General features: G+C 67.4%; 20 protein-coding genes. 10 read left to right on the forward strand and 10 right to left on the reverse strand.

The window, feature by feature from the left end; genetic code table 11:
• Positions 1-23: 23 nt before the first annotated feature.
• The 3 genes from KV110_RS25615 to KV110_RS25625 form a co-directional block, all read right to left on the reverse strand.
• Positions 24-1442: an MFS transporter gene (locus KV110_RS25615; protein ID WP_218469826.1), complete on the reverse strand. Its 1419-nt coding sequence runs from the start codon at positions 1440-1442 to the stop codon at positions 24-26.
• Positions 1443-1549: 107 nt separating this feature from the next.
• Positions 1550-2593 carry an AraC family transcriptional regulator gene (locus tag KV110_RS25620; protein WP_218469827.1) on the reverse strand — a complete coding sequence of 348 codons (1044 nt, stop codon included), beginning with the start codon at positions 2591-2593 and terminating at the stop codon, positions 1550-1552.
• Positions 2594-2644: 51 nt separating this feature from the next.
• Positions 2645-3313 (reverse strand): hypothetical protein, encoded by a 669-nt coding sequence (locus tag KV110_RS25625; protein WP_218469828.1) that lies wholly within the window; start codon positions 3311-3313, stop codon positions 2645-2647.
• A 135-nt stretch (positions 3314-3448) separates the two neighbouring features.
• Between KV110_RS25625 and KV110_RS25630 the strand changes: the two genes are divergently transcribed.
• The gene (locus tag KV110_RS25630) at positions 3449-4192 is read left to right on the forward strand and encodes a TetR/AcrR family transcriptional regulator (RefSeq protein ID WP_218469829.1); all 744 of its coding nucleotides are present in this window, start codon (positions 3449-3451) and stop codon (positions 4190-4192) included.
• Here KV110_RS25630 and KV110_RS25635 read toward each other — a convergent pair whose 3' ends face one another.
• Entirely contained in the window at positions 4193-4840 is a 648-nt protein-coding gene (locus tag KV110_RS25635; protein WP_218469830.1) for a pentapeptide repeat-containing protein, read from the reverse strand.
• 93 nt (positions 4841-4933) lie between these two features.
• Complete coding sequence (locus tag KV110_RS25640) at positions 4934-5551, reverse strand: dihydrofolate reductase family protein (RefSeq protein WP_218469831.1); 618 nt, start codon at positions 5549-5551, stop codon at positions 4934-4936.
• A gap of 223 nt (positions 5552-5774) precedes the next feature.
• Here KV110_RS25640 and KV110_RS25645 point away from each other — a divergent pair, with 223 nt between their 5' ends.
• Positions 5775-6941 (forward strand): serine hydrolase domain-containing protein, encoded by a 1167-nt coding sequence (locus tag KV110_RS25645; protein WP_218469832.1) that lies wholly within the window; start codon positions 5775-5777, stop codon positions 6939-6941.
• 42 nt (positions 6942-6983) lie between these two features.
• Here the strand turns inward: KV110_RS25645 and KV110_RS25650 are convergent, their stop codons facing one another.
• Positions 6984-10166, reverse strand: a complete 3183-nt coding sequence (locus tag KV110_RS25650) for an acetyl-CoA carboxylase family protein (RefSeq protein ID WP_218469833.1) — start codon at positions 10164-10166, stop codon at positions 6984-6986.
• 93 nt (positions 10167-10259) lie between these two features.
• Positions 10260-11768, reverse strand: coding sequence for a flavin-containing monooxygenase (locus KV110_RS25655; RefSeq protein ID WP_218469834.1), 1509 nt, complete (start codon positions 11766-11768; stop codon positions 10260-10262).
• Between the two features lie 262 nt (positions 11769-12030).
• Between KV110_RS25655 and KV110_RS25660 the strand changes: the two genes are divergently transcribed.
• From KV110_RS25660 to KV110_RS25690, 7 genes are all read left to right on the forward strand, one after another.
• Complete coding sequence (locus KV110_RS25660; RefSeq protein WP_246633972.1) at positions 12031-12825, forward strand: ABC transporter permease; 795 nt, start codon at positions 12031-12033, stop codon at positions 12823-12825.
• Positions 12798-13631 carry an ABC transporter ATP-binding protein gene (locus tag KV110_RS25665; protein ID WP_246633973.1) on the forward strand — a complete coding sequence of 278 codons (834 nt, stop codon included), beginning with the start codon at positions 12798-12800 and terminating at the stop codon, positions 13629-13631. The genes KV110_RS25660 and KV110_RS25665 overlap by 28 nt, the downstream gene beginning before the upstream one ends.
• Positions 13628-14635: an ABC transporter substrate-binding protein gene (locus KV110_RS25670; RefSeq protein WP_218469835.1), complete on the forward strand. Its 1008-nt coding sequence runs from the start codon at positions 13628-13630 to the stop codon at positions 14633-14635. Before KV110_RS25665 ends, KV110_RS25670 begins: the two co-directional genes overlap by 4 nt.
• Before the next feature lie 14 nt (positions 14636-14649).
• Complete coding sequence (locus KV110_RS25675) at positions 14650-15795, forward strand: LLM class flavin-dependent oxidoreductase (RefSeq protein WP_218469836.1); 1146 nt, start codon at positions 14650-14652, stop codon at positions 15793-15795.
• Between the two features lie 198 nt (positions 15796-15993).
• Positions 15994-17394: an amino acid permease gene (locus KV110_RS25680; protein WP_218469837.1), complete on the forward strand. Its 1401-nt coding sequence runs from the start codon at positions 15994-15996 to the stop codon at positions 17392-17394.
• A 131-nt stretch (positions 17395-17525) separates the two neighbouring features.
• Positions 17526-17936: a YybH family protein gene (locus KV110_RS25685; protein WP_218469838.1), complete on the forward strand. Its 411-nt coding sequence runs from the start codon at positions 17526-17528 to the stop codon at positions 17934-17936.
• Between the two features lie 131 nt (positions 17937-18067).
• Positions 18068-19105 carry a hypothetical protein gene (locus KV110_RS25690; RefSeq protein WP_246633974.1) on the forward strand — a complete coding sequence of 346 codons (1038 nt, stop codon included), beginning with the start codon at positions 18068-18070 and terminating at the stop codon, positions 19103-19105.
• A gap of 9 nt (positions 19106-19114) precedes the next feature.
• Here KV110_RS25690 and KV110_RS25695 read toward each other — a convergent pair whose 3' ends face one another.
• Positions 19115-19438, reverse strand: coding sequence for a hypothetical protein (locus tag KV110_RS25695; protein ID WP_218469839.1), 324 nt, complete (start codon positions 19436-19438; stop codon positions 19115-19117).
• Positions 19439-19667: 229 nt separating this feature from the next.
• Here KV110_RS25695 and KV110_RS25700 point away from each other — a divergent pair, with 229 nt between their 5' ends.
• The gene (locus tag KV110_RS25700; protein ID WP_040731279.1) at positions 19668-20003 is read left to right on the forward strand and encodes an RNA polymerase-binding protein RbpA; all 336 of its coding nucleotides are present in this window, start codon (positions 19668-19670) and stop codon (positions 20001-20003) included.
• Between the two features lie 45 nt (positions 20004-20048).
• Here KV110_RS25700 and KV110_RS25705 read toward each other — a convergent pair whose 3' ends face one another.
• The gene (locus tag KV110_RS25705) at positions 20049-20831 is read right to left on the reverse strand and encodes an ABC transporter permease (protein ID WP_218478868.1); all 783 of its coding nucleotides are present in this window, start codon (positions 20829-20831) and stop codon (positions 20049-20051) included.
• Positions 20832-20893: 62 nt separating this feature from the next.
• Positions 20894-21886, reverse strand: a complete 993-nt coding sequence (locus tag KV110_RS25710) for an ATP-binding cassette domain-containing protein (RefSeq protein ID WP_218469840.1) — start codon at positions 21884-21886, stop codon at positions 20894-20896.
• Positions 21887-21894: the final 8 nt, after the last annotated feature.

Below are 21894 nucleotides of genomic sequence, written 5' to 3' on the forward strand. Positions count from 1 at the left end.
CCAGGTAGTGGACAATCGGAGTTTCAGACGTGTGCGCGAACCATCTTGGGAGCGGTGCTGATTCGGGCGACGACCAGTGCGGCGGCACACAACGCGGTGATGGTCAGCCAGCCGAGATGGGCGGGCGGCCGGAAGGCCGCGGCGGCGGTGAGGGCACCGGGATGGCTGGCGATGAGCGAGCCGATGACCGCAACCCCGAGCGACTGTCCGATCTGTCGTGACGTGGTTGCCAAGCTGGCAGCGACGCCCGCCTGCGCGGACGGCAGGCCCGCCACCGCCGTCGCGGTGATCGGTGTGTACAGCAGGCCGATGCCCGCGCCGAACAGCGCATAGCCGATGAGTAGCAACAGTTTTCCGCTGCCGTCGAAGGTCACCGTCAGTATCGCCGCCGCGGCGGTCGCCAGCACCGCCCCAGCCGTGAGCGCGCTGCGAGCGCCGCGGTTCGCGACCAGACGGCCCGACATGGGCCCGAACACGAACATGGCCGCCGCCATCGGCAGCAGGGCGAGTCCGGCCGTCAGCGGAGAGTCGTGCCGAATCTCCTGGAGGTAGAACGTATTCAGGAACAGGAACCCGCCCATCGCGGCGAATGCGAGGATCGCGATCACGAACGCGCCGGTGAACGATGCCGACCGGAACACGCGCGGGTCGATCAGCGGCTGCGGGTGCCGCGGCGCGTACCGCAGCAGCGCGGCGAGGCACGCCGCCGACCCGGCGAAGCAGCCCACCGTCACCGCGGACAGCCAACCCCGGTGCGGCCCTTCGATAATCGCGAACACCAGCAGTCCGAGCAGACCGATCACCAGCAACTGCCCCACCGGATCGAGCGCCCGCGGCCGATCCGACTTCGACTGCGGAACGACGAAGAAGGTGAGGGCCAATGCCACCACCGCGATCGGCACATTGATCCAGAACACCGCTTCCCACCCGATCGCGTCCACCAGAAAGCCGCCGACCACCGGGCCGCCCGCCATGCCGATCCCGATCGACCCGCTCCAGACACCGATTGCCCGGACCCGCCGAGCCGGATCGGCGAAGACGGACGAGATGATGGCCATCGCCACCGGCGTGAGCATCGAGCCGCCGACAGCCTGGATCACCCGGAACGCAATGAGCCAGCCGACCGAGGACGCTAGACTACATGCCAGCGAACTTACGGCGAATATTGCGAGGCCGAGCTGGAAGACGGTCCTCCTGCCGATCCGGTCGGCCAGCGAACCGGAGAAGGTCAGCAGGCACGCCAAGGTCAAGGTGTAGGCGGCGACCACCCACTGCGCCCCCGCTAGCGAACCGCCCAGCCCACGACTGATGGCCGGTAGGGCGACGTTGACCGCAGTGGTGTCCACATTGGCCATCACCACAGCGGCGCAGCAGACGGCCAACACGGTGGCCTGCCGGATCGTCCTCGGCACATTCGGCGCGACAGGAGCGCTGATCGACATTCCAGCATACTTACAGCATCCATCCGTTTCGCACAGTTAGACACGAGCAAACGGACTGCCCGCAAGTTCGAACACGCTCGGTGCCCAACAGTCGTCGGCGGCGCGAGCTAGTGGGCACCTGCCGGTACGGGGGCCACCTGCGGAGTGAGCGACCGAGTTTCGTGCAGCCGGAACTCCTGCGGCGGGCAGCCTTTCCAGCGCCGGAAAGCGCGGATGAACGAGGCCGCCTCCGCGTAGCCGAGGCGGGCGGCCACCTGCTCGGTGGTCATATCGGTGTGCGCGAGCAGTTGCTCCGACAGCAGCTGCCGGACCTCGTCGAGCAAGCCGCGGAACGAGGTGTCTTCCTCGTTGAGTCGGCGCGACAGGGTGCGCGGGCTCATGAACAATTCGTTGGCGACCGCGATTTGATCGGGGATCTCCCCGGGATTGCGGACGAGCAGATCGCGGACCGCCCCCGCGACGCCGGACCGCGTGCGGTGCCGATCCAGGAGGTCACGGCAGAGCTGCGCGCAGATGCCGCGCGCCCGTTCGCTGGATTTCGGCATCGGCAGGTCGAGAGCGCGTCTGCCGAACACCACCACATCGGCATCCGCGCCGAAAATCGGCTCCACACCATAGATCTCGCGGTGCCGGACGCTGCTGACGGGCGCTGGATGCCGGAATTCGATCCGCTCGACCGGAATTCGGGCATCGAACAGCTCGCCGCCGGTCGAGGTGACACCGGCGAGGATTCGTTCGGCCAGAAAGGCGCGCAGTTCGGGCGGGCTTTCGCAATCGACGAATCGCAGACGTAGCGCACCGCGGGTCGACTCGGCGGTGAGCCGACCGGAAACGCAGGCACGGTCGAGGTAGCGCACCACTACGTCGACCGCGTCGCGCCGGGTGCGGCTGCTGAGCAGGGCGAGACCCCATGGCCCGTACGGCGGAATGTCGGAACGGCTGCCCGCTTCGGCACCAAGGCCGGGCTCGGTACCGAAGCGGGCCAGCAGATTACGCACGACCAGCAGTTCCTGCCGTGCCGTGCAGTCGACATCCGCCAATGCTAGCGCGGTGCCCGACAGGCAGTCCGTCGCGGACATTCCGCGTTCCGCCGCCATCGTGATCAGCACGCGGACGCCGGCAGCGCTGCGGCGATAGTCCCGGTCGAACATGTACTCGCATTCCTCATCGAATTCGCCGTACGGACGGCTTGGCGAAATGTATCAATGCGCGGCTCGGGATATGGGCGAAATGACGAACTGATCGGCCGGCGTGCGCAGCAGGGTGACGCTCACCGCGAGCAGCCAGAGTATGGTCAGCCCGCCCGTGGTTGCCGTGGTGCCCCAGCCGTTGGCCGCGTAGAAGTTCGCCGGGTCGTTCCCGCAGTACATCGACGGCACGAAAGCCAGGTGGATCGCGGCCAAGCCGAATGCCGACCACCTCGTCCACGGTGGTAGCAGGCCGGTGTCGGTAATCGCGAAGGCGAAGGCCACCAAGAACAACGCGATCAGCAATTTCGACAGCGACCCGTAGAGGATGTAGGTGCCGGTGACGGCAATGGTGGGGTCGATCGGGTCCGGTGCGGCGATCGCCGCACCGACCTCGAGGCTGGTGGAGATGGCGGCGACCGTGAGCCACATCAATCCAGCGGCCGCACTGATCGACCCTATCCAGACCGATTTCGGGCCCGCCGCCCGCACCAGGTGCGGGATGCCGATCATGAATACCACCAGCAGCATCGTGCCGGTGAGCCCGAACATGCTGCGGGTGAAGATATTCCAGTCCGGCGGTGGGCCGCCGTAGACGAAATAGAGCGGTAGCTCCACGAGCATCAGCAGCGTGGCGGCCAGGCCTGCCGCGCCGGTGGTGCGTCGGATCACGGTGTTGTCCATCGACTCTCGCTTTCGGTGAAATGGCGCCGATGTGCGGCGTCCAAGCCGTCGCTAGTTAGTATATGCCTTATACTATATGGTGAATGCTAACGTTTCGGCCGTTCGAGCACAAGCGCTGAGGAGGCAAACCGCACCATGGTCGATGACAACCCACCGGACGAGTTGGTTCGACTATGGCGACTGCCCACCGCCTCGCGACTGGGCCGCCCGGCCGGACTCGATGTCGACCGTGTCGTCCGCACGGCGGTCGAACTGGCGGACCGGGGCGGATTGCCGGGTGCGACGCTGCCGAAGATCGCCGAAACGCTCGGCGTCACACCGATGTCGCTCTATCGCCACATCGGTTCCAAGGAGGAGCTACTCGTCCTCATGACTGATGCGGCCACCGGGTCTCCCCCGGATTTCGCTGCGCCAGTCGATGATTGGCGGTCGGCGCTGCGCGAATGGGCCAGCGCGCTCTGGTTGGTCCATCGGCAGCGGCCGTGGCTCGCCCAGCTGCCGATCGCGGGACCGCCCCGGGGGCCCGGCGCGATCGGCTGGATGGACGCGGGCTTGCGCGCGCTGCGTCCCACCGGCCTCGACGCGGGCACGAAGGTCGGTGTGGTGATGGTGGTCAGCGGGTATGTGCGGCAAGCCGATCTGTTGGCGCAGCAGCTCGAACAAGGCAGGCGCGCAACAGGTCTCGATGAATTCCAGACCAACCGCGCCTATGGTCGGCAGCTGGCTCGGCTGGTCGATCCGGAACGCTTTCCGGACGCGGCGCAACTCTTCGCTTCCGGCTTGTTCGAATCGGCACCCCCGCCAACGGCCGACCCGGGTCAGGACGATTTCGAGTTCGGGCTGGAGATCGTGCTGGACGGTGTGGCCGCGACGATCTGATCAAGAATTGCGCACCACGAGGCCGAGGTGGCGGGCGAAGGCAGGGGCCAAGTCCATCAATTGACCGCTGTCGATCGTCGCGCCACGCAGCGAGTCGAAACCGTCGGTGATGTCGAGGGCGCGGGCGCCGCGGAAGTCGACCTTGGTCAGCTTGACCCGATTCAGCACCAGGCTCTCCAGGGTCGATCCGGAAAAGGTCACGTTGGTCAGTGCGGCGTCACCGAAATCGCAGTCCCGCAAGACACATTCGACGAACGAGACGTCCCGCAGCCGGGCGGTGCGGAAGTTGACCGAATCGAGCTTGCAGCCCTCGAACCGCACTCGGCGCAGGCTCGAACCCGCCAGATCCACCCCAGACATGGCTCCGGCGATCATCTCGCCATCCAGCCACCCCGTGTCGGCGAGTTCGGTCCCCACCCAGCGAACATTGCGCAGCCAGACATCGGTGAACCTGGTGTGCCGCATGCTGCCCCGGTTGAACGCGACCGAGGTGAAGGCGCACTCGCTGAAGCGGGCGTTCTGCACGTCGACGTCGTCGCGCTCGCCGCCGTCCACGTGCACGCAGTCGTAGTCCCCTTCCGGCTCGAGGTCACCCGCCAAAGCCGCGAGATAACGCGCGTAGGACAGGTCTTCGAGCTCGCTTGGCATGCGGTTGATCCTCCCGGTGACGGTTCGTGGTGCGACAGCGATCGAGTATTCCGTGCGGCACCGACAGGTTCATTCCGAGGTTGCTCTCCGGGGTTACGGGCGCTGATAGTGCAGTGCGACCGCACTCGTGGCGGGGAAGGTCGTGGCAGCGGCGATGCGCCAGGTCGAGGTGTAGTTGTCCGGCAGCAGTCGCAATCCGCCGCCGAGCGTCACGGGGACGATGGTCAGATAGAGATCGTCGATCAGGTCGGCCTTCAGCAAAGCTTGAATGATGCTTGCGCTGTTGAGGACGAGGATGTCGCGACCCGCTGTCTGCTTGAGTGCGCGGACCTCCGTTTCGAGGTCGGTTCCGATCCTGGCGTTGCGCCATTCGGTCTTGCCGAGATCGGCTTGCTCCAGAGTTCGCGAGAAGACGACCTTCTCGACGGTGGCGAGCCAATTGCCGAGGTCGCGGGTGCGGTCCGAGCTGTTCGGGTCGGCGGTCATCGACGGCCAGACCGAGGTGAAACCTTCCCAGTTGGTCCTGCCGACGATCGCGGTGCTGGCTCCACGCCAGATGCCCTCGTAGTAGATCTCGGTCTGCTCGCTGAGGATGTGTTCCATCGCCCAGCTCATGTCGTCGTCGGGTCCGGTGCTGCTGTATCCGTCCATCGACACGACAACGTCAGCGGCGACCTTGCGGCTCGCCTTGGTGGGTGCACTCTCCGACATGCGACTTCTCCGTTCGATCGTTGCTGCTTTCCTTGGTAGACCGACCGTATAGCTCGAATTCATCGGTGCCGCATGGAATATCGGGCATATCGACGCGGAACGGCGTTCGGGGCGGCACGGATCAAACGCATGTTCCCGGACATCGGCTTCGGAGCGGGTCGACCGGGTCGTGCGCGCCGAGGTCACAGGTGGGCCGGTGGTGCGCCGTGACATGCTGGGCGGCATGCGGATCGATGGAACGGTGGCTCCCGGGTACGAGGCGGTTCGGGCCGCGTTTGCCGCGAATTTTGCTGATCAGGGTGATATCGGGGCTGCCGTGTGCATATATCGGGACGGGCAACCGGTGGTCGACCTGTGGGGTGGGCTCGCCGACCCCGACACGGGGAAACCGTGGGAGCGCGACACTCTGCAATTGGTTTACTCCGCGACCAAAGGGGTGGTGGCGTCCGCGGCCCATCTGCTGGTCCAGCGCGGGCAACTCGAGCTGGACGCGCCGGTCGCGCGGTACTGGCCCGAGTTCGCGGCCGCGGGCAAGGCCGAGATTCCGGTGCGCTGGTTGCTGACTCATCAGGCCGGTCTCGCCGCGCTCGACAAGCCGGTGCCGCTCGCCGACGCGCTGGCCTGGACACCGATGGTCGACGCGTTGGCCGCGCAAGCGCCGAACTGGCTACCGGGTACCGACCACGGCTACCACGGCCGCACCTTTGGCTGGCTCGTCGGCGAGGTGATCCGCCGGATTACCGGGCACACCGTGGGGCAGTTCGTTGCCGAGGAAATCGCGGGGCCCTACGCCGTCGATTTCTTCATCGGTCTGCCACCTGCCGAACAGCACCGCGTCAGCCGGTTGGTCTTCGCGCCGAAACCGGATCTCGAGTCGATGCCGGACGAACTCATCCCGGAGCAGATCCGACCGATGGTTGCCGCGATGCGTGATCCGGAATCGCTGACCAACCGCGCCTTCCAGATCACCGACCCACCCGACATCGACTTCAACTCCCCCACCGTTCAAGCCGCGGAGATTCCCGCGAGCAACGGCATCGGCACCGCCCGCGGCCTGGCCCGCCTGTACGCCTCGCTCATCGGCGAGGTCGACGGCCGCCGCCTGCTCACCCCGGAAACCCTCGCCGACGCCATCCGCGAACAAACCAGCGGCATCGACCGGGTGATCATGCTCCCCGACCGGTACGCCACCGGTTATATGCTGCCGATCGCCGACCTGACCCTCGGCGGCCCAGACTCCTTCGGCCACCCCGGCCGTGGCGGCTCCCTCGCCTATGCCGACCCCACCCGCAACCTCGCTTTCGCCTACGTCACCAACCACATAGTCGAAGGCGCTCTGGACCTACGCGCCCGCAACCTGGTCGACGCCCTCGACACGGGCGTCGAGTAACCATGCACCAGTGGACGTCTCGCCCCAACGAAGCAACGGCGGTCAGCGGAGCGTGGTGATCCAGCGGCGGGTGTGCGCGGGGTCGATCACGTCGTCCAGTTCGAGGACAGTGGCGGCGGTGAGCGCTTTCCCGTTGGCGTAGGCGAGGGCGACCAGGTTGTCGAAGGCTTCCTGGCGTGCGACCGGATCTTCGATGGCTGCCAGTTCCTTGGCAAAGCCCAGGCGGACCGCACCTTCCAGGCCCATCCCGCCGATTTCACCGGTAGGCCAGGCGATGACGAAGCGGGGAGCACGGAAGGAGCCCGCGGCCATGGCTTGGGCGCCGAGGCCGTAGCCCTTGCGCAGGATGATGGTGCCCCACGGGACGGACAGGGCGGCCGCGTCGATGAAGAGGCGGCTGAACTTGGTGACGGTGGCGTCCTTTTCCGCCTCCGGACCGACCATGAAACCCGGTGTGTCGCACAGAGACACGATGGGTAGACCATTGGCGTCGCAGAGGCGCAGGAAGCTGCTGAGTTTGTCGGCGGCGGGGGCATCGATGGCGCCGCCGAGATGATGACAGTTGTTGGCGATGAGGCCGTAGGGACGACCTTCGACACGGATCAGGGCGGTGACGATGCCGACCGCCCAGTCGCGGCGCAGCTCGAGCACCGAATCGAGATCGGCGACGGCCTCGATGGCGGTGCGGATGTCGAACGCGTGCAGCCGATTCTCCGGGACAACGTGGCGCGACAGGCGTGGATCCGGGGCACTCCAATCATCCACTGGCCCTTGGAAGTAGGCGAGAGAGCGTTGGGCAACGCGAACGGCTTCGGCTTCGTCGGCGGCCACGATGTGCACGACACCGTTGCGGCGCTGCACGTCGATCGGGCCGATGTCCTCAGGGGCGTAGACGCCGAGCCCACCGCCTTCGATCATGGCGGGACCGCCCATGCCGATATTCGCGTCGGGGGTGGCGATCACGACGTCGCACATGCCGAGCAGGGCGGCGTTGCCCGCGAAGCAGCGGCCGGAGACGATGCCGACCAACGGGACTCGGCCGGACAACGCACCCATGGCGCGGAAGGTGGTGACGTCGAGGCCGGAGATGCCGCTGTAGTCGGTGTCGCCGGGGCGGCCGCCGCCGCCCTCGGTGAAGAAGACCACCGGAAGCTGTTGTTCGCGGGCCAGTTCGAGCATGCGGTCGGTCTTGACGTGATTACGCATGCCCTGGGTGCCCGCCAAAACCGTGTAGTCATAGGACATTACGACTACCCGGCCACGGTCGGCGCCGAAGCGGTCGGCGTTGATGGTGGCGACTCCGCCGATCAAGCCGTCGGCCGGGGTGTTGGCGATCAGGTCCTCTTGGCTGCGGCGCAGTCGTTGTGCGGCGACCGCCAGTGCGCCGTATTCGATGAAGCTGTCGTCGTCGACCAGGTCGGCGATGTTCTCGCGGGCGGTGCGCCTGCCGAGCCGGTGGCGTTTGGCGACGGCGGTGGGGCGGGATTCGTCGAGACCGATGCGATGGCGGTCGCGCACCTCGGCGAGGTCGGGGCGGACGACGTCGAGGTCGATTGCCATGACGTCGGGGACCAGTCCGTCGTGGTCGGCCTCGGTCCACACCAGCAGAGGTGCATGCGGATCCACCGTGTCACCAGGTGCCGCGACGTGCCGTCGGATACGCAGCGGTTGTTCGGCACGCAGCACGTGCTGCATCTTCATCGCTTCCAGGACAGCGACCTCGGCACCTGCCGCGACGACGGTGCCCGGTTCGACCAGGCTGACCACCGTGCCACCCATGGGTGACCGCAGTGCTTGTTCATCGTCTTGCAGGACAACGGACTCCGCGATGACGGCGTCGGCAGGCTGCTCCAGGTGCGGAGCAGGCACATAATCAATTGCCCGAGTGACGATTTCGTTCAGATTCTGTTCGAACCACGAGGTCGATACGGTGGTGCCGCCCGAGAGTCCATCGATAACCGCCCGCAGCAACGCCGCGTTCGTATCGACGCCGACCACCACGGTTTCGGCCAACGCATCCGAACAACGGCGCAGGGCCGCCCCATACGACGGCGCGTGGGTGATCACTTTCGCCAGCAGCGAATCGAACTGTGCCCCTTGCCGCATCCCGGTGTACGCGGCGGTGTCGACCCGCACGCCCACGCCGGTCGGCGCGGCGAACTGTGCGACAGTCCCGGTACTCGGCAGCACATCGCCACTCGCGGTGACGATTTCGGCGTTCACCCGCGCCTGCACGGCATGGCCACGCGGTGCACCGGCGGGAAGATCGAGGTCCGCGAGAGTGCACCCGCGCGCCAGATCCAGCTGGATGGCCACGAGGTCGACGCCCATCACCGCCTCGGTGACCGTGTGCTCGACTTGCAAACGCGGATTCACCTCCAGGAACCAGGCATCCTCGGCACGCACCAGGAACTCGACGGTGATCACGCCGCGACAGCCGACCGACTCGGCAAGCCGAACAGCATCGGCATGTAGCCGGTCCCGCAGCGCCGCAGCAAGATTCGGCGCGGGTGCCACCTCGATCAATTTCTGGTGCCGCCGCTGCACACTGCAATCCCGGTCGCCGACGGCAACCGCACGCACGCCGTCCGCGACCACCTGCACCTCGATGTGCCGCGCATCGGCCACCAACGCTTCGCCATACACCGTGTCATCGCCGAACCCCGCCAGTGCCTCCGCCCGACAACGCGCATACGCCTCCCCCAGCGCCTCCGGGTCCCGCACCACCCGCATTCCACGCCCACCGCCCCCAGCCGCGGCCTTCACCATCACCCCATCCGGATGCGCGGCAAGCAGTCCGGCGATCTCGGCCACCTCCGCGCCCGCCGACGTCGCCGCCAACACCCGCACCCCGGCCCGCTCCGCCGCCGCACGGGCGGCAACCTTGTCACCGAATGTCCGCAGCACCTCCGGCCCCGGCCCCACGAATACCAGCTGAGCCGCGGCACAGGCGGAAGCGAGATCCGCACTCTCACTGAGGAACCCATACCCCGGATGCACCAACGCCCCCGCCCCGGCCTTACCCGCCGCCGCGACGACCGCGTTCACATCCAGATACGCGGCAGCACCAACTCCGGGAAGCTGGACAACATCATCCGCCAGCCGAACATGCAGTGCATCCCGCTCCTCAGCAGTACACACCGCCAACGTCCCCCACCCCCGCTCCCGAACCGCCCGCAAAACCCGAACCGCCACCTCACCCCGGTTCACCACAACCACGCGCATCCAGCCAGTCTCCCGCACCGCCGTGCGCGGGCCGAACGGGACATCGCTGAGCGAAACGCCGGGCGACCCCTCCACCATGTCCCGCTGGACGGGTCAGGCGGTTCGGGTGGCCTGCAGGGGGCGGGTGGTATCGGCGGCGGTGGTGGGCGTGGTGAAGGTGAGGACGCCGTCTTCGATGGGGCCCTTGCGGAGCATTTTGCGGTCGCGGAAGTAGTTGTTGATGACCTTCCAGGGGCCGCGGGTGCCTTGGCGGGGCATGATGGCGTCGCCGCGTTGGATGTAGCCGGAGGTCAGGGCGCCGCCCATGACGGAGTCGGGTGAGCGGTCGCCTTCCTCGGCGACGGCGACCATGCGGGTGTAGCCGTGCGTCTTCATGTGGTTGAGGATTCGGCAGAAGTATTCGGCGGCGAGGTCTGCCTTCAGCGTCCAGGAGGCATTCGTGTAGCCGAGCACCATCAGGGCGTTGGGGACGCCGTCGAGCAGGGCGCCCTTGTAGACGACGCGGTCGCGGGTGACCACCGGTTCGCCGTCCAGCTCGAGGGTGGCGCCGCCGAGCATCTGCACGCGCAGGCCGGTCGCGCTGATCACGATGTCGGCGGGTAGTTCCTCGCCGGAGGCCAGGCGGATGCCGGTCTCGGTGAAGGTGTCGATGCGGTCGGTGACGATGGACGCCTTGCCGCTGCGCAGCACCTTGAAAAGGTCACCGTTCGGCACGACACACAGTCGCTGGTCCCAGGGGTTGTAGGACGGCGTGAAGTGCCGCATGTCGATGTCCTTGCCGAGCTGCATCCGCACCGCGCCGAGCAGCAGCTTGCGGGCCGCATCGGGGTTGGTGCGGGACAGCTGAAAACTGGCGCGCTGCAACGCGATATTGCGCGCACGACCGGCCCGGTAGGCCAGCTTCGCTGGCACCCTGGCCAGCTTCATGCCGACCGCGACCGGATCGTCGGCGGGCAGTGCGGTGATGTAGGTCGGCGACCGCTGCAGCATGGTGACGTGCGCGGCGTCCTCGCTCATCGCGGGAATCAAGGTGATCGCGGTGGCTCCACTGCCGATCACGACCACCCGCTTGCCGCGGTAGTAGAGATTTTCCGGCCAGTGCTGCGGGTGCACGATCTGCCCGCCGAAATCGGCCTCGCCGGGGAATTCCGGCCGGTAGCCATTGTCGTAGTCGTAGTAGCCGGTGCAGCCGACCAGGAAGTTGCTGGTGAAGGTCTCGGTGGCGCCGGTCTGCTCGTCGAGCGCCTCGACGGTCCAGATTTCTGCCGCGCTGGACCAGCGGGCGGTGGTGACCTTGCGGCCGAAGTGGATGTGCTGGGTGACGCCGTATTCGTTGGCCGTGTCCTCGACGTACTGGCGAATATGCGGGCCGTCGGCGAGCACCTTGGTGCCGACCCACGGGCGGAAGCCGTAGCCGAAGGTGTACATGTCCGAGTCGGACCGTATGCCGGGGTAACGGAAAAGGTCCCAGGTGCCGCCGATGGCGGTGCGCCGCTCCAGGATCGCGTAGCTGCGCCCGGTCTGCTCGCGGGTGAGGTGACAGGCCATACCGATTCCGGATAGCCCGGCGCCGATGATCAGTACGTCGACATGCCGCGTCATTGAGGAACTCGTTTCGTCTGGTCACGCCTCGATCACCTTCGATCGAGAGCTTCCGTCGAGGTTACGTGTTATTCCAGGTTACGTCTAGTCGGGTTTGCTCACATCATGCTGGACGGCGACGCCCAATTAAAACCGCACTGGTTCCAAACGGTGACTCCCGCGGCCCGCGCGCACACCATGGATAACTGCGGCGCACTCAGCGGCGCCCGCGGATCTTGTCCCCTACCTGAGGTGTTGCGTGTCATCAATTGCCTTGGAGCCGATGCCCGTTCGGGCTCGATCGGCGGCCCGATGGCGACCACGCAAGACGTGGTTGCGGATAGTCAGCCCGCTGGTCATCGTCGTGGCATGGCAGCTCGCCAGCGCCGGCGGCGTGCTGCCGGAACGGTTGCTGGCCTCGCCGGTAACGATTGTGCGGACCACCTGGGAACTTATCCAGGAAGGAACGCTGCAGGAGGCCATCACGGTATCGCTCGGCCGGGCCGCGACCGGCTTCGTGATCGGCGCCGTGCTCGGCATCGGCCTCGCCGTGCTCGCCGGGCTGAGCACGGTCGGCGAATACATCGTCGATCCGCCGATGCAGATGTTGCGCACGGTGCCGTTCTACGGTCTGATCCCGCTGCTCATCCTGTGGTTCGGGATCGGCGAGCTGCCGAAGGTGGTGCTGGTCGCGTTCGGCGCGGCGATTCCGCTGTACCTCAATACGTTTGCCGGTATCCGCGGGGTGGACAGCAAGCTCGCCGAGCTCGCCGAGGTGCAGCAGCTCGGCCGAGTCGCCCTCATCGGGCACATCGTGCTGCCGGGTGCGCTGCCGCAGATCCTGGTCGGCCTGCGCCAGTCGCTGGGCATCGCCTGGCTGGCGCTGATCGTCGCCGAGCAGGTCAATGCCGATGCGGGGCTGGGCTTCCTGATCAACGACGCCCGCGAATTCCTGCGCACCGACGTGATCGTGGTCGGCCTGCTCGTGTACTGCGTGCTCGGCCTGCTGACCGACGCATTCGTCCGATTGATCGAGCGGAAGGCGCTGGCATGGCGACGCGGATTCCTGGGACAGTGATCACCGAACCACGAACGGCCACAGCGACTCCCGACGACGCCGCACTGGGGCCAGCTGAACGCCTCTCGGCGGCAACGATTTCCGCGGACGCAGCGGTAGGCCCCGCAGTCGCCCGAGTGCGCGGCCTCGTCCGCGACTTCGACGGCCGCCGCGTCCTCGACGGTCTCGATCTCGACATCGCACCAGGCGAATTCGTCGCCTTGCTCGGTCGCAGCGGCTCGGGCAAGTCCACCTTGCTCCGCGCACTCGCGGGTCTGGATCGCGGCGTCCAGGGCGAGCTGATCACCAAGGGCACGATTGCCGTCGCCTTCCAGGAACCACGCCTCGTCCCGTGGAAGCGTGTGTTGGCCAACGTTTTTCTCGGCCTACGGCACCCCGACCCCAAGGCCGCGGCCCGTGCCGCGCTGGCCGAGGTCGGTCTGACGGAACGCGCGGACGCCTGGCCGCTCACCCTCTCCGGTGGTGAAGCCCAGCGAGCCAGCCTGGCCCGCGCCCTGGTCCGCGAGCCGGACCTGCTGCTGCTCGACGAACCCTTCAGCGCCCTCGACGCGCTCACCCGGATCACCATCCACCGTCTCGTCATCGACCTGTGGCAGCGCCGCCGCCCCGGTGTCCTGCTGGTCACCCATGACGTCGACGAGGCGCTGCGGCTGGCCGATCGAGTGCTGGTGCTCGGTGAGGGCCGCATCGCACACGAGTCACGCATCGATCTACCGCGCCCGCGCCGCAATGACCATCCGCACCTGCTCGCCCTGCGCGACACCCTGCTCGCCGAACTCGGCGTGGCACCGGAAGGAACCGAATGAAAGCCAGAAGGCTGCTGCTCGCAACGACTCTCGCGTTGGTCGCGACGGTCGGCACAGCCTGTGGGTCCGACAAGTCCGACGATGCGGCGGTCCGCGCCGACGGTTCGATCGACCTGTCCCAGGTCACCGTGCGCGCGGGCGATCAGAAGGGCACCGGCCTGCAAGCGCTGCTCACCGCTGCGGGTGAATTGGCCACAACGCCCTACAAGATCACCTGGTCGCAGTACCAATCCGGCCCGCCGATGCTGGAGGCGATCAACGCGGGCGCGGTCGATCTCGGCGGCGTCGGCAACGCACCGCCGGTCTTCGCGGCGGCGGCCAAGTCCGCCATCAAGATCGTCAGCGCCTACCAGGCGGGCAAGGAAGGCCAAGGGATCGTGGTGCCAAAGGATTCACCACTGCGGACCCCGGAAGAGTTGCGCGGCAAGAAGATCGCCGTCGCCAAGGGCAGCTCGGCGCACGCCCACCTGCTCGCCGTGCTGAGCAAAGCGGGGATCACATGGGACGAGATCGAGCCGCAATACTTGCAGCCGCCGGACGCGCTGGCGGCGCTGTCCACCGGCCGAGTCGACGCGTGGGCGATCTGGGACCCGTACACCGCGCAGGCCGAGCAGCAGTCGAACGCGCGAATCCTGGTGGACGGCAACGGTTATGTGACCGGCGATGCGTTCTACGTCGCCGGTGCCAAGGCACTCGGTAACAAGGCGACCGCCGCGGCGCTGCGCGACCTGCTCGCCCGCATCGCACGGGCGCACGCCTGGGTCAATGAGCACCCCGAGCAGTGGGCGAAAACCTACGCCGAACTGACCGGCCTGCCCTATGACGTCATCCTCGCCGTCGTCAAGCGCGGCCCGTACCACGACCATCAGCTCGACGCCGCCACCATCGCCGCCGAGCAGGGTGTCGCGGACGCGTTCGCCGACGCCGGGCTCATCCCGCGCAAGGTGACCATCTCGGACTACACCGACACCCGCTTCAACGACCTGTTTCCCCCGGCCTCCTGAGGAGTTGGCTCTCCATGACCCTGTCATTCCACTGGTTCCTGCCCACCTACGGTGACTCGCGCGGCCTGGTCGCGGGCGGACACGGCACCTTCATGTCCGGCGACCGGCCCGCGACGCTGCGCTACCTGAACCAGATCGGCGCGGCCGCCGAGGACAACGGCTTCGAGGCGGTGCTCACCCCGACCGGCGCCTGGTGCGAGGACGCCTGGCTCACCACGGCGATGCTGGTCGACACCACCGAGACGCTGAAGTTCCTGGTGGCGCTGCGCCCCGGCTTGGTCAGCCCGACGCTGGCGGCGCAGATGGCTGGCACCTTCCAACGGCACTCGCAGGGCAGGCTGCTGCTGAACGTGGTGACCGGCGGCGAATCGCACGAACAGCAGGCCTACGGCGACTTCCTGGACAAGGAACAGCGCTACACGCGCACCGGCGAATTCCTGCACGTAGTACGCGAACTATGGAACTCGCACGAGCCGATCACCTTCGAGGGCGAGCACATCCACGTCCGCGACGCCCTGCTGAGCAACCGGCCCGACCCGATCCCGCCGGTGTTCTTCGGCGGCTCCTCCGCACCCGCGGGACCGGTCGCGGCCCGCTACGCCGACACCTACCTGACCTGGGGTGAACCGCTGCTCGCGGTGAGCAGGAAGCTGGAGTGGATCCGCCGCCTCGCCGTCGACCAGGGTCGCATCCTCGACTACGGCCTGCGCATCCATGTGATCAGCCGCGACACCGCCGAGGAGGCGTGGGCCGAGGCCGACCGGCTGCTGCATGGCATCGATCCCGCCGATATCGAGCGAGTGCAGGCGAGCCTGGCCCGCAGCGAGTCCGAGGGGCAGCGGCGCATGTCCGAACTGCACGGCGGCAGCACCGACCGGCTGGAGATCGCGCCCAATCTGTGGGCAGGGGTCGGCCTGGTGCGCGGCGGCGCGGGCACGGCGCTGGTCGGTTCGCACGAAGAGGTCGCCGAGCGGTTGGTCGAGTACGCGAAGCTGGGCATCGACCACTTCATCCTGTCCGGCTATCCGCATCTCGAGGAGGCGTACTGGTTCGGCGAGGGTGTGCTGCCGATCTTGGAACGCAAGGGGCTGTGGCGGCATCCGTCCCGTCCGGTCGCCGCACCGGTCTCGACGCCCTTCGCGGCCTCGTCCAGCAGCTGAGCCACCTGGCCGGCAGACCATAGGGGCCCCTGCACCCGGCTTCACCTGCGATTTCGCGTTGGGGAACGCGCGCAACACCGCGGCTACCGTCGGTTTCCCCAGTTCACCCCCCAGTTAACGGCGATTGACTCACTCCGACAACAATGGACTGTCGGTCCGGCCCTCAGGCGGGACCCTGGACGAGTTCATAAGGGAGTCATGACCACCCCAGCCGCTCAGCGATGGCGCCGCCGCCTGCCCGACACCGCGATGACCGACGGAGCGCCGACGCTGGCGCGCAGGCTCGGCCGGATCGACCTCACGGCGATGGGTGTCGGCACCATCGTCGGCGCGGGCATCTTCGTGATCACCGGTGTGGCCGCGGCGGAGAAGGCCGGGCCGTCGATCGTGCTGTCGTTCATGTTGGCGGGGACGGTGTGCGTGCTCGTCGCGCTCTGCTACAGCGAACTGGCGGCGATGGTGCCGGTATCCGGCAGCGCCTACACCTACACGTATGCGACGCTCGGTGAGGGGCCCGCGTTCCTGGTCGGCTGGAATCTGTTGCTGGAGTTCGTGATCGCGGGCGCCGCGGTGGCGATCGGCTGGTCCGGGACCACGGTGTCGGCGCTGGATTCGATGTTCGGCATCACGATCCCGAAGGCCATCGCGGCGGGTCCGACCGAGGGCGGCATCGTCAATTTGCCTGCGATGCTGATCATCTGCGTGATCGTCGCGGTGCTGGTCGGCGAGGTGTCGTTGACCGCGCGGATCACCAAGGTGCTGGTCGGTGTGACGATCGGCGTGCTGGTGCTGGTGGTCGCGGTCGGTGCGCCGCATATCGACGTCGGCAACTGGACTCCGTTCGCGCCCTTCGGTGTCAGCGGCATCATCGGCGGTGCGGCGATCGCGTTCTTCGCGTTCCTCGGCTTCGATGTGGTCGCCGCCTCGGCCGAGGAGGCCCGCAACCCGCGCCGGGACATTCCGTTCGCCATCATCGGAACGGTACTCATCGCGACCGTGCTCTACGCCCTGGTCAGCGCCGTACTCACCGGTATCGCGCCCTTCGCGACGCTCAACAACGGGGCGCCGATCGCGACCGCGTTCGAGGGGCTGCACATCGGCTGGATCGGCAACGTCATCGTGCTCGCCTCGATCGTCGCGTTGACCAAGGGTCTGCTGATGATCGTCTACGCGCAGGTGCGGCTGATGTTCGCGATGTGCCGAGATCGGTTGCTGCCCTTCGGTCTCGCGCAGACCGGCAAGCGGGCAACGCCCGTGCGGCTGACGCTGCTGCTCGGCGTGGTCGGTGCGGCGATCGCCGGGCTGCTGCCCATCGAGATCGTGGTGGAGCTGGTGAACATCGGTGCGCTGTCCGCGTTCGCGGTGGTGTGCGTCGGCGTGCTGGTGTTGCGCCGGGCCGAGCCCGATCGAGAGCGGCCGTTCCGCACCCCGTTCGTTCCGGTGGTTCCGGCGCTCGCGCTCATCGGATGCGTGTTGCTCGCGACCACATTGGACGGGTTGACCTGGGTGCGCTTCGCGATCTGGGTAGCGGTCGGACTGGCCGTCTACTTCGGATACGGCCGCAAACGCTCCACGCTTGCCCCGGCTGCCGTCAGTTAGCAGCGAAACCGGCCCGCCGCGGTCGGGATATCTCACATATGACATGGAATCCATTGCGTCCCATGCGTGTCTTCGGCAGGCTCACAGCAGCCGAACGCACTGGGTGAGGCCATATGAAGGGACGATGAACGATGTCGGACGACGAGAAGAAGATCCGGGTGCTGATCGAACGGTGGGCCGCCGCCGTGCACGCGGGCGACCTGGACACCGTGCTCGCCGACCACGCGCCCGACATCGTCATGTTCGACGTGCCGCCGCCGGACGAGGGCCTGCGCGGCATCGACGCCTACCAGGCGGCCTGGCCCGGCTTCTTCGAGTGGCAGGCGCAGGGCGCGACATTCGAGATCGTCTCGCTGGATGTCACTGCGGGTGCCGATGTGGCATTCGCGCACGCCCTACTGCTGTGTGGCACGGCCGACGACTTCGCGAAGGATCCTGGACGTCGGTTGCGGCTCACCCTCGGCCTGCGCAAGGAGAACGGCCGGTGGATCGTGGCGCACGAGCACCACTCGTTCCCCGACGCCAGCCTGCCCGCCGTCTGACCGACCCCTCGCCCAGCGCGGCACACACCATGACGTGCCAGTCGCCGACCGGACTTCAGTACCGGAGTGCTAGGCGCGGATAGTGCTGCGGCGGGAGGTGTTCCGTGGGTGGCGGTTTCTAGCGTCGGGGCATGCTCACAACACAATTCGGTGCGGGGCTCGTGGAGCCGCCTTCGGCGCGGCATCGCCGTAGCGGCGCGGCTACCCGCCTGCATCGGCCGCTGGCCTGGATGACGTTCACGATGGCCGCGCTGACCGGCTGCGCCCTGGTGGGGATGTTCGTCGACGACCGGATGCTGCTCGGCGAGTCGGTCTGGCTGAAACCGATGAAGTTCGGTTTCGCGTTCGCGCTCTACGGGCTCACGCTGGCGTGGCTGTTGTCGTTGCCGCACAAGGGAAGCCGGGCGACCTGGTGGTTGGGCACGGTATTCGCGGTGACCGGTTTTCTCGATGTCGGCTTCATCGCCGTGCAAGCGGCGCGTGGCACGTTCAGTCATTTCAACAACTTCGATGCCGACCCAGTCAATGCGATCGGGCAGCAGATCTTCATGTCCGGTGTGCCCGGGCTGTTCCTCGCGAATCTGGTCATCGTGGTGATCCTGTCGTGGCAGCGTCTGGTGGACCGGCCGACGACGCGCGCGATTCACTTCGGGCTGGCCCTGGCCGTCGCAGGAATGGCTATGGGCTATCTGATGGGTTACACCGGTAAGCAGCTCGTGCGCGACGCCGACGGAAAGGTGATCGAGCTGGTCGCGGGCCACACCGTCCTCGACCCCGCGAGCCGCGACCTCTCACCCCGCGACGCCGCGCCGGGCATGCCGATCACCCACTGGAGCACGATCGGCGGCGACCTGCGTGTGCCCCACTTCGTCGGGTTGCACGGCATTCAAGTGCTGCTGCTCGCCGTTGTCGTACTGGCTTGGCTGGCCCCGCGCTACCCCTGGCTGCGCGCCGAACGCACCCGCGCCGCCGTCATCGGCGTGCTCGGCCTCGGCTACACCGGTCTCTTGGCCATCGTGTTCTTCCAGGCGATGCGCGCCCAGTCCCTCGTCCACCCGGACAGCACCACCCTGGCCGCGTTCGCCGGACTCACCGCGGGGGTCGCTGCGCTGCTCGGTTCCGTGTACTGGAAAGGCCGCGCCGCTGTGCGCCACGAGTCGGAACTGTGACTACCCGGGTCAGCGCAGCCGTTCGGCGTCGCGGGTGAGCTCGACCAAGGTTTTGCCGAGGGTGGCCAGTTCCTCGGTGCTCGCGCCTTCTTCGATGGCGATGGCGACATCCTCGGCGGCGCAGCGGGCGGCGAACCAGCGGTCGGCCAGGTCGGCGGCCTCCTGGGCGCTGAGCACGACGGAGTCGTCCGGAATCCCGGTTCCCTTCAGACTGTTGCGATGCTCGTAGGCGCGTTGGCGACAGGACTGGCGGCAGTATCGGCGACGACGCCCGGCCTCCGACTCCACGATCTCCCGGCCACACCACAGACAGGACAGCAAGCGCCGCGACATGACGCAGAACCTTAATGCTTCGACGGCTCGAAGCGGCTCAGCGACCCCCGCGAACCGCCGGACGACGGGCGCGGCGAGATCGGCGCGCCGTTGGCACTACAATGGAACGGTTCCGCGGCCCGTCGGGAACTATCGGCGCAGGCCCGTTCGTTGCACATAAGGTCCAGCGAGCACCAGACGCTCGTACGGTCGCAGCAACAAGACTCGAGCACACAGGGAGAGGCACACCATGGCAGATCGCGTACTCCGGGGCAGTCGGCTCGGAGCGGTGAGCTACGAGACCGATCGCGACCACGACCTGGCTCCGCGTCGGATCGCCCGGTACCGCACCGACAACGGTGAAGAATTCGACGTCCCGTTCGCCGACGACGCCGAGATCCCCCCGACGTGGCTGTGCCGCAACGGTCAGGAAGGCATGCTGATCGAGGGCACCACCGTCGAGACCAAGAAGGTCAAGCCGCCGCGCACGCACTGGGACATGCTGCTGGAGCGCCGCAGCAAGGAAGAGCTCGAGGAACTCCTCAAGGAGCGCCTCGACCTCCTCAAGACCCGCCGCCGCGTCTAGCTGACCCGAAAAGGCCGCCTTCGACGAAGGCGGCCTTTTGCATCGCTAGTGGCTGGCGACCTTGCGGTAGCGCAGTAGGGCCAGCGGGACGGCGATGACGAGGATGGCGAGGGAGCAGCCGACTGCGTATTCGACGCAGTGGTCGGCGGCCCAGCCGGTGGCGGGGGCGAAGCTGGGTGGGGCGCTGTTGTCGAAGAGTTTGCGGCCCGCGGCGGAGACGGCGGTGATCGGGTTCCACTCCGCGATGGTGCGCAGTGGGCCGGGCAGGGTCTCGGCGGAGATGAAGGCCGAGGAGATGAACGACAGCGGGAACAGCCAGATCAGGCCCGCGCTCTGCGCCACCTCGACATTCGGTGACAGCAGCCCCGTCAACGCGCCGACCCAGGACATGGCGAAGGCGAACAGCAGGATCACACCGAAAGCGAGTGCGGCGTCGGCGATTCCGCCGTTGATCCGCCAGCCCACCACATAACCGCAACCGACCATCACGGCGACACTGAGCACATTGACCACCAGATCGGACAGGGTGCGCCCCATCAGCACCGCGAGCCGCGACATCGGCAGCGTTCGCATCCGGTCGATGATGCCCTTCTGCAAGTCACCGGCCAGGCCGACGGTGGTGAACGCCGCATTGAAAGCGACTGTCTGCGTGAAGATTCCGGCCAGCAGGAATTCCCGGTACTGACTGCCGCCCAGCGATGCCCCGAAGATGTAGGCGAACAGGAACACGAACATCAGCGGCTGAATCGTCGCGGTCACCAGCAAGGTGGGCACCCGCAAAATGGTCAGGAGATTGCGGTAGGCGACGATCGCGCTGTCCCGGAAGATCCGCAGCCGCGGCCCCGAATCGAACTGGACCACTTGCGTTTTCGGGACATCCACCACAGCGGTCACGACAAAATCTCCTCTTGTACGTCATCGGTTTCTGGCTGCCGGTCGGCCGCGTGGGCGGTGGTACCGGTGAGGGACAGGAATACGTCGTCGAGGCTCGGCCGGTGCACATTGGCGTCCACCACGCAGACACCCGCGTCGTCGAGCCTGCGCAGTGCCTCGACCATGGTGCGCGAGCCGTCACCGACCACGATCGACGCCTCGTCGGTGCCCGCCTCGTGGCTCGGCTCGCCGATACCGACCTGTGCGAGCACGGTCAGGGCGGGCTCGACGTCCTGTCCGGCGGCGAGGGTGACGGTGAGCCGGTCGCCGCCGATGGACATCTTCAGCTCGTCCGCGGAGCCGCGCGCGATCACCCGCCCGCGGTCGATAACGGTGATCCGGTCCGCGAGCAGGTCGGCTTCTTCCAGGTACTGGGTGGTGAGCAGCACGGTGGTGCCGTCGTCGACCAGCTCGCCGATGACGCGCCACATGTCGAGTCGGCCGCGCGGATCGAGTCCGGTGGTCGGCTCGTCCAGCACCACCACCGCGGGCCGGGCCACCAGCGCGCCTGCCAGGTCCAGCCGCCGCGCCATGCCGCCGGAGTAGGTGCCCGCCCTGCGGTGCGCCGCGTGGTCCAACCCGAGCGCCGTCAACAGGTCCGTCGCCCGCGCGGCGGCTTGCCGCTGCGACATCCCGTACAGGCGGGCGACCATCCGCAGGTTCTCGTAGCCGGACAGGTTCGCGTCGACCGCGGCGTACTGACCGGACAGGCCGATCCGCCGCCGCGCCGCCCCGGGATTGCGCAGCACATCCACCCCGGCCACCCGAACCGACCCCGCGCACGGGCGCAGCAGGGTGGTGACGATGCGGACGGTCGTGGTCTTGCCCGCACCGTTGGGTCCGAGTAGACCCATTACCGTTCCGGTCGGTATCTGCAGGTCGATCTGGTCGAGCACCCGGATCTTGCCGTAATTTTTGACCAGGCCAAGTACTTCCACTGCCAAGCTCACCTCGTCAC

Source organism: Nocardia iowensis, assembly GCF_019222765.1.
Taxonomy (GTDB): Bacteria; Actinomycetota; Actinomycetes; order Mycobacteriales; family Mycobacteriaceae; genus Nocardia; species Nocardia iowensis.

Bases quoted from the DNA above. Each gene is read 5' to 3' on its own strand.
- KV110_RS25665 (WP_246633973.1), top strand. From the start codon at position 12,798: ATGGCGACGCGGATTCCTGGGACAGTGATCACCGAACCACGAACGGCC.
- KV110_RS25630 (WP_218469829.1), top strand. From the start codon at position 3,449: ATGGTCGATGACAACCCACCGGACGAGTTGGTTCGACTATGGCGACTG.
- KV110_RS25700 (WP_040731279.1), top strand. From the start codon at position 19,668: ATGGCAGATCGCGTACTCCGGGGCAGTCGGCTCGGAGCGGTGAGCTAC.
- KV110_RS25655 (WP_218469834.1), bottom strand. From the start codon at position 11,768: ATGACGCGGCATGTCGACGTACTGATCATCGGCGCCGGGCTATCCGGA.
- KV110_RS25685 (WP_218469838.1), top strand. From the start codon at position 17,526: ATGTCGGACGACGAGAAGAAGATCCGGGTGCTGATCGAACGGTGGGCC.
- KV110_RS25675 (WP_218469836.1), top strand. From the start codon at position 14,650: ATGACCCTGTCATTCCACTGGTTCCTGCCCACCTACGGTGACTCGCGC.
- KV110_RS25680 (WP_218469837.1), top strand. From the start codon at position 15,994: ATGACCACCCCAGCCGCTCAGCGATGGCGCCGCCGCCTGCCCGACACC.
- KV110_RS25660 (WP_246633972.1), top strand. From the start codon at position 12,031: ATGCCCGTTCGGGCTCGATCGGCGGCCCGATGGCGACCACGCAAGACG.
- KV110_RS25670 (WP_218469835.1), top strand. From the start codon at position 13,628: ATGAAAGCCAGAAGGCTGCTGCTCGCAACGACTCTCGCGTTGGTCGCG.
- KV110_RS25690 (WP_246633974.1), top strand. From the start codon at position 18,068: ATGCTCACAACACAATTCGGTGCGGGGCTCGTGGAGCCGCCTTCGGCG.
- KV110_RS25620 (WP_218469827.1), bottom strand. From the start codon at position 2,593: ATGTTCGACCGGGACTATCGCCGCAGCGCTGCCGGCGTCCGCGTGCTG.
- KV110_RS25615 (WP_218469826.1), bottom strand. From the start codon at position 1,442: ATGTCGATCAGCGCTCCTGTCGCGCCGAATGTGCCGAGGACGATCCGG.
- KV110_RS25650 (WP_218469833.1), bottom strand. From the start codon at position 10,166: ATGCGCGTGGTTGTGGTGAACCGGGGTGAGGTGGCGGTTCGGGTTTTG.
- KV110_RS25635 (WP_218469830.1), bottom strand. From the start codon at position 4,840: ATGCCAAGCGAGCTCGAAGACCTGTCCTACGCGCGTTATCTCGCGGCT.
- KV110_RS25640 (WP_218469831.1), bottom strand. From the start codon at position 5,551: ATGTCGGAGAGTGCACCCACCAAGGCGAGCCGCAAGGTCGCCGCTGAC.
- KV110_RS25645 (WP_218469832.1), top strand. From the start codon at position 5,775: ATGCGGATCGATGGAACGGTGGCTCCCGGGTACGAGGCGGTTCGGGCC.
- KV110_RS25625 (WP_218469828.1), bottom strand. From the start codon at position 3,313: ATGGACAACACCGTGATCCGACGCACCACCGGCGCGGCAGGCCTGGCC.
- KV110_RS25695 (WP_218469839.1), bottom strand. From the start codon at position 19,438: ATGTCGCGGCGCTTGCTGTCCTGTCTGTGGTGTGGCCGGGAGATCGTG.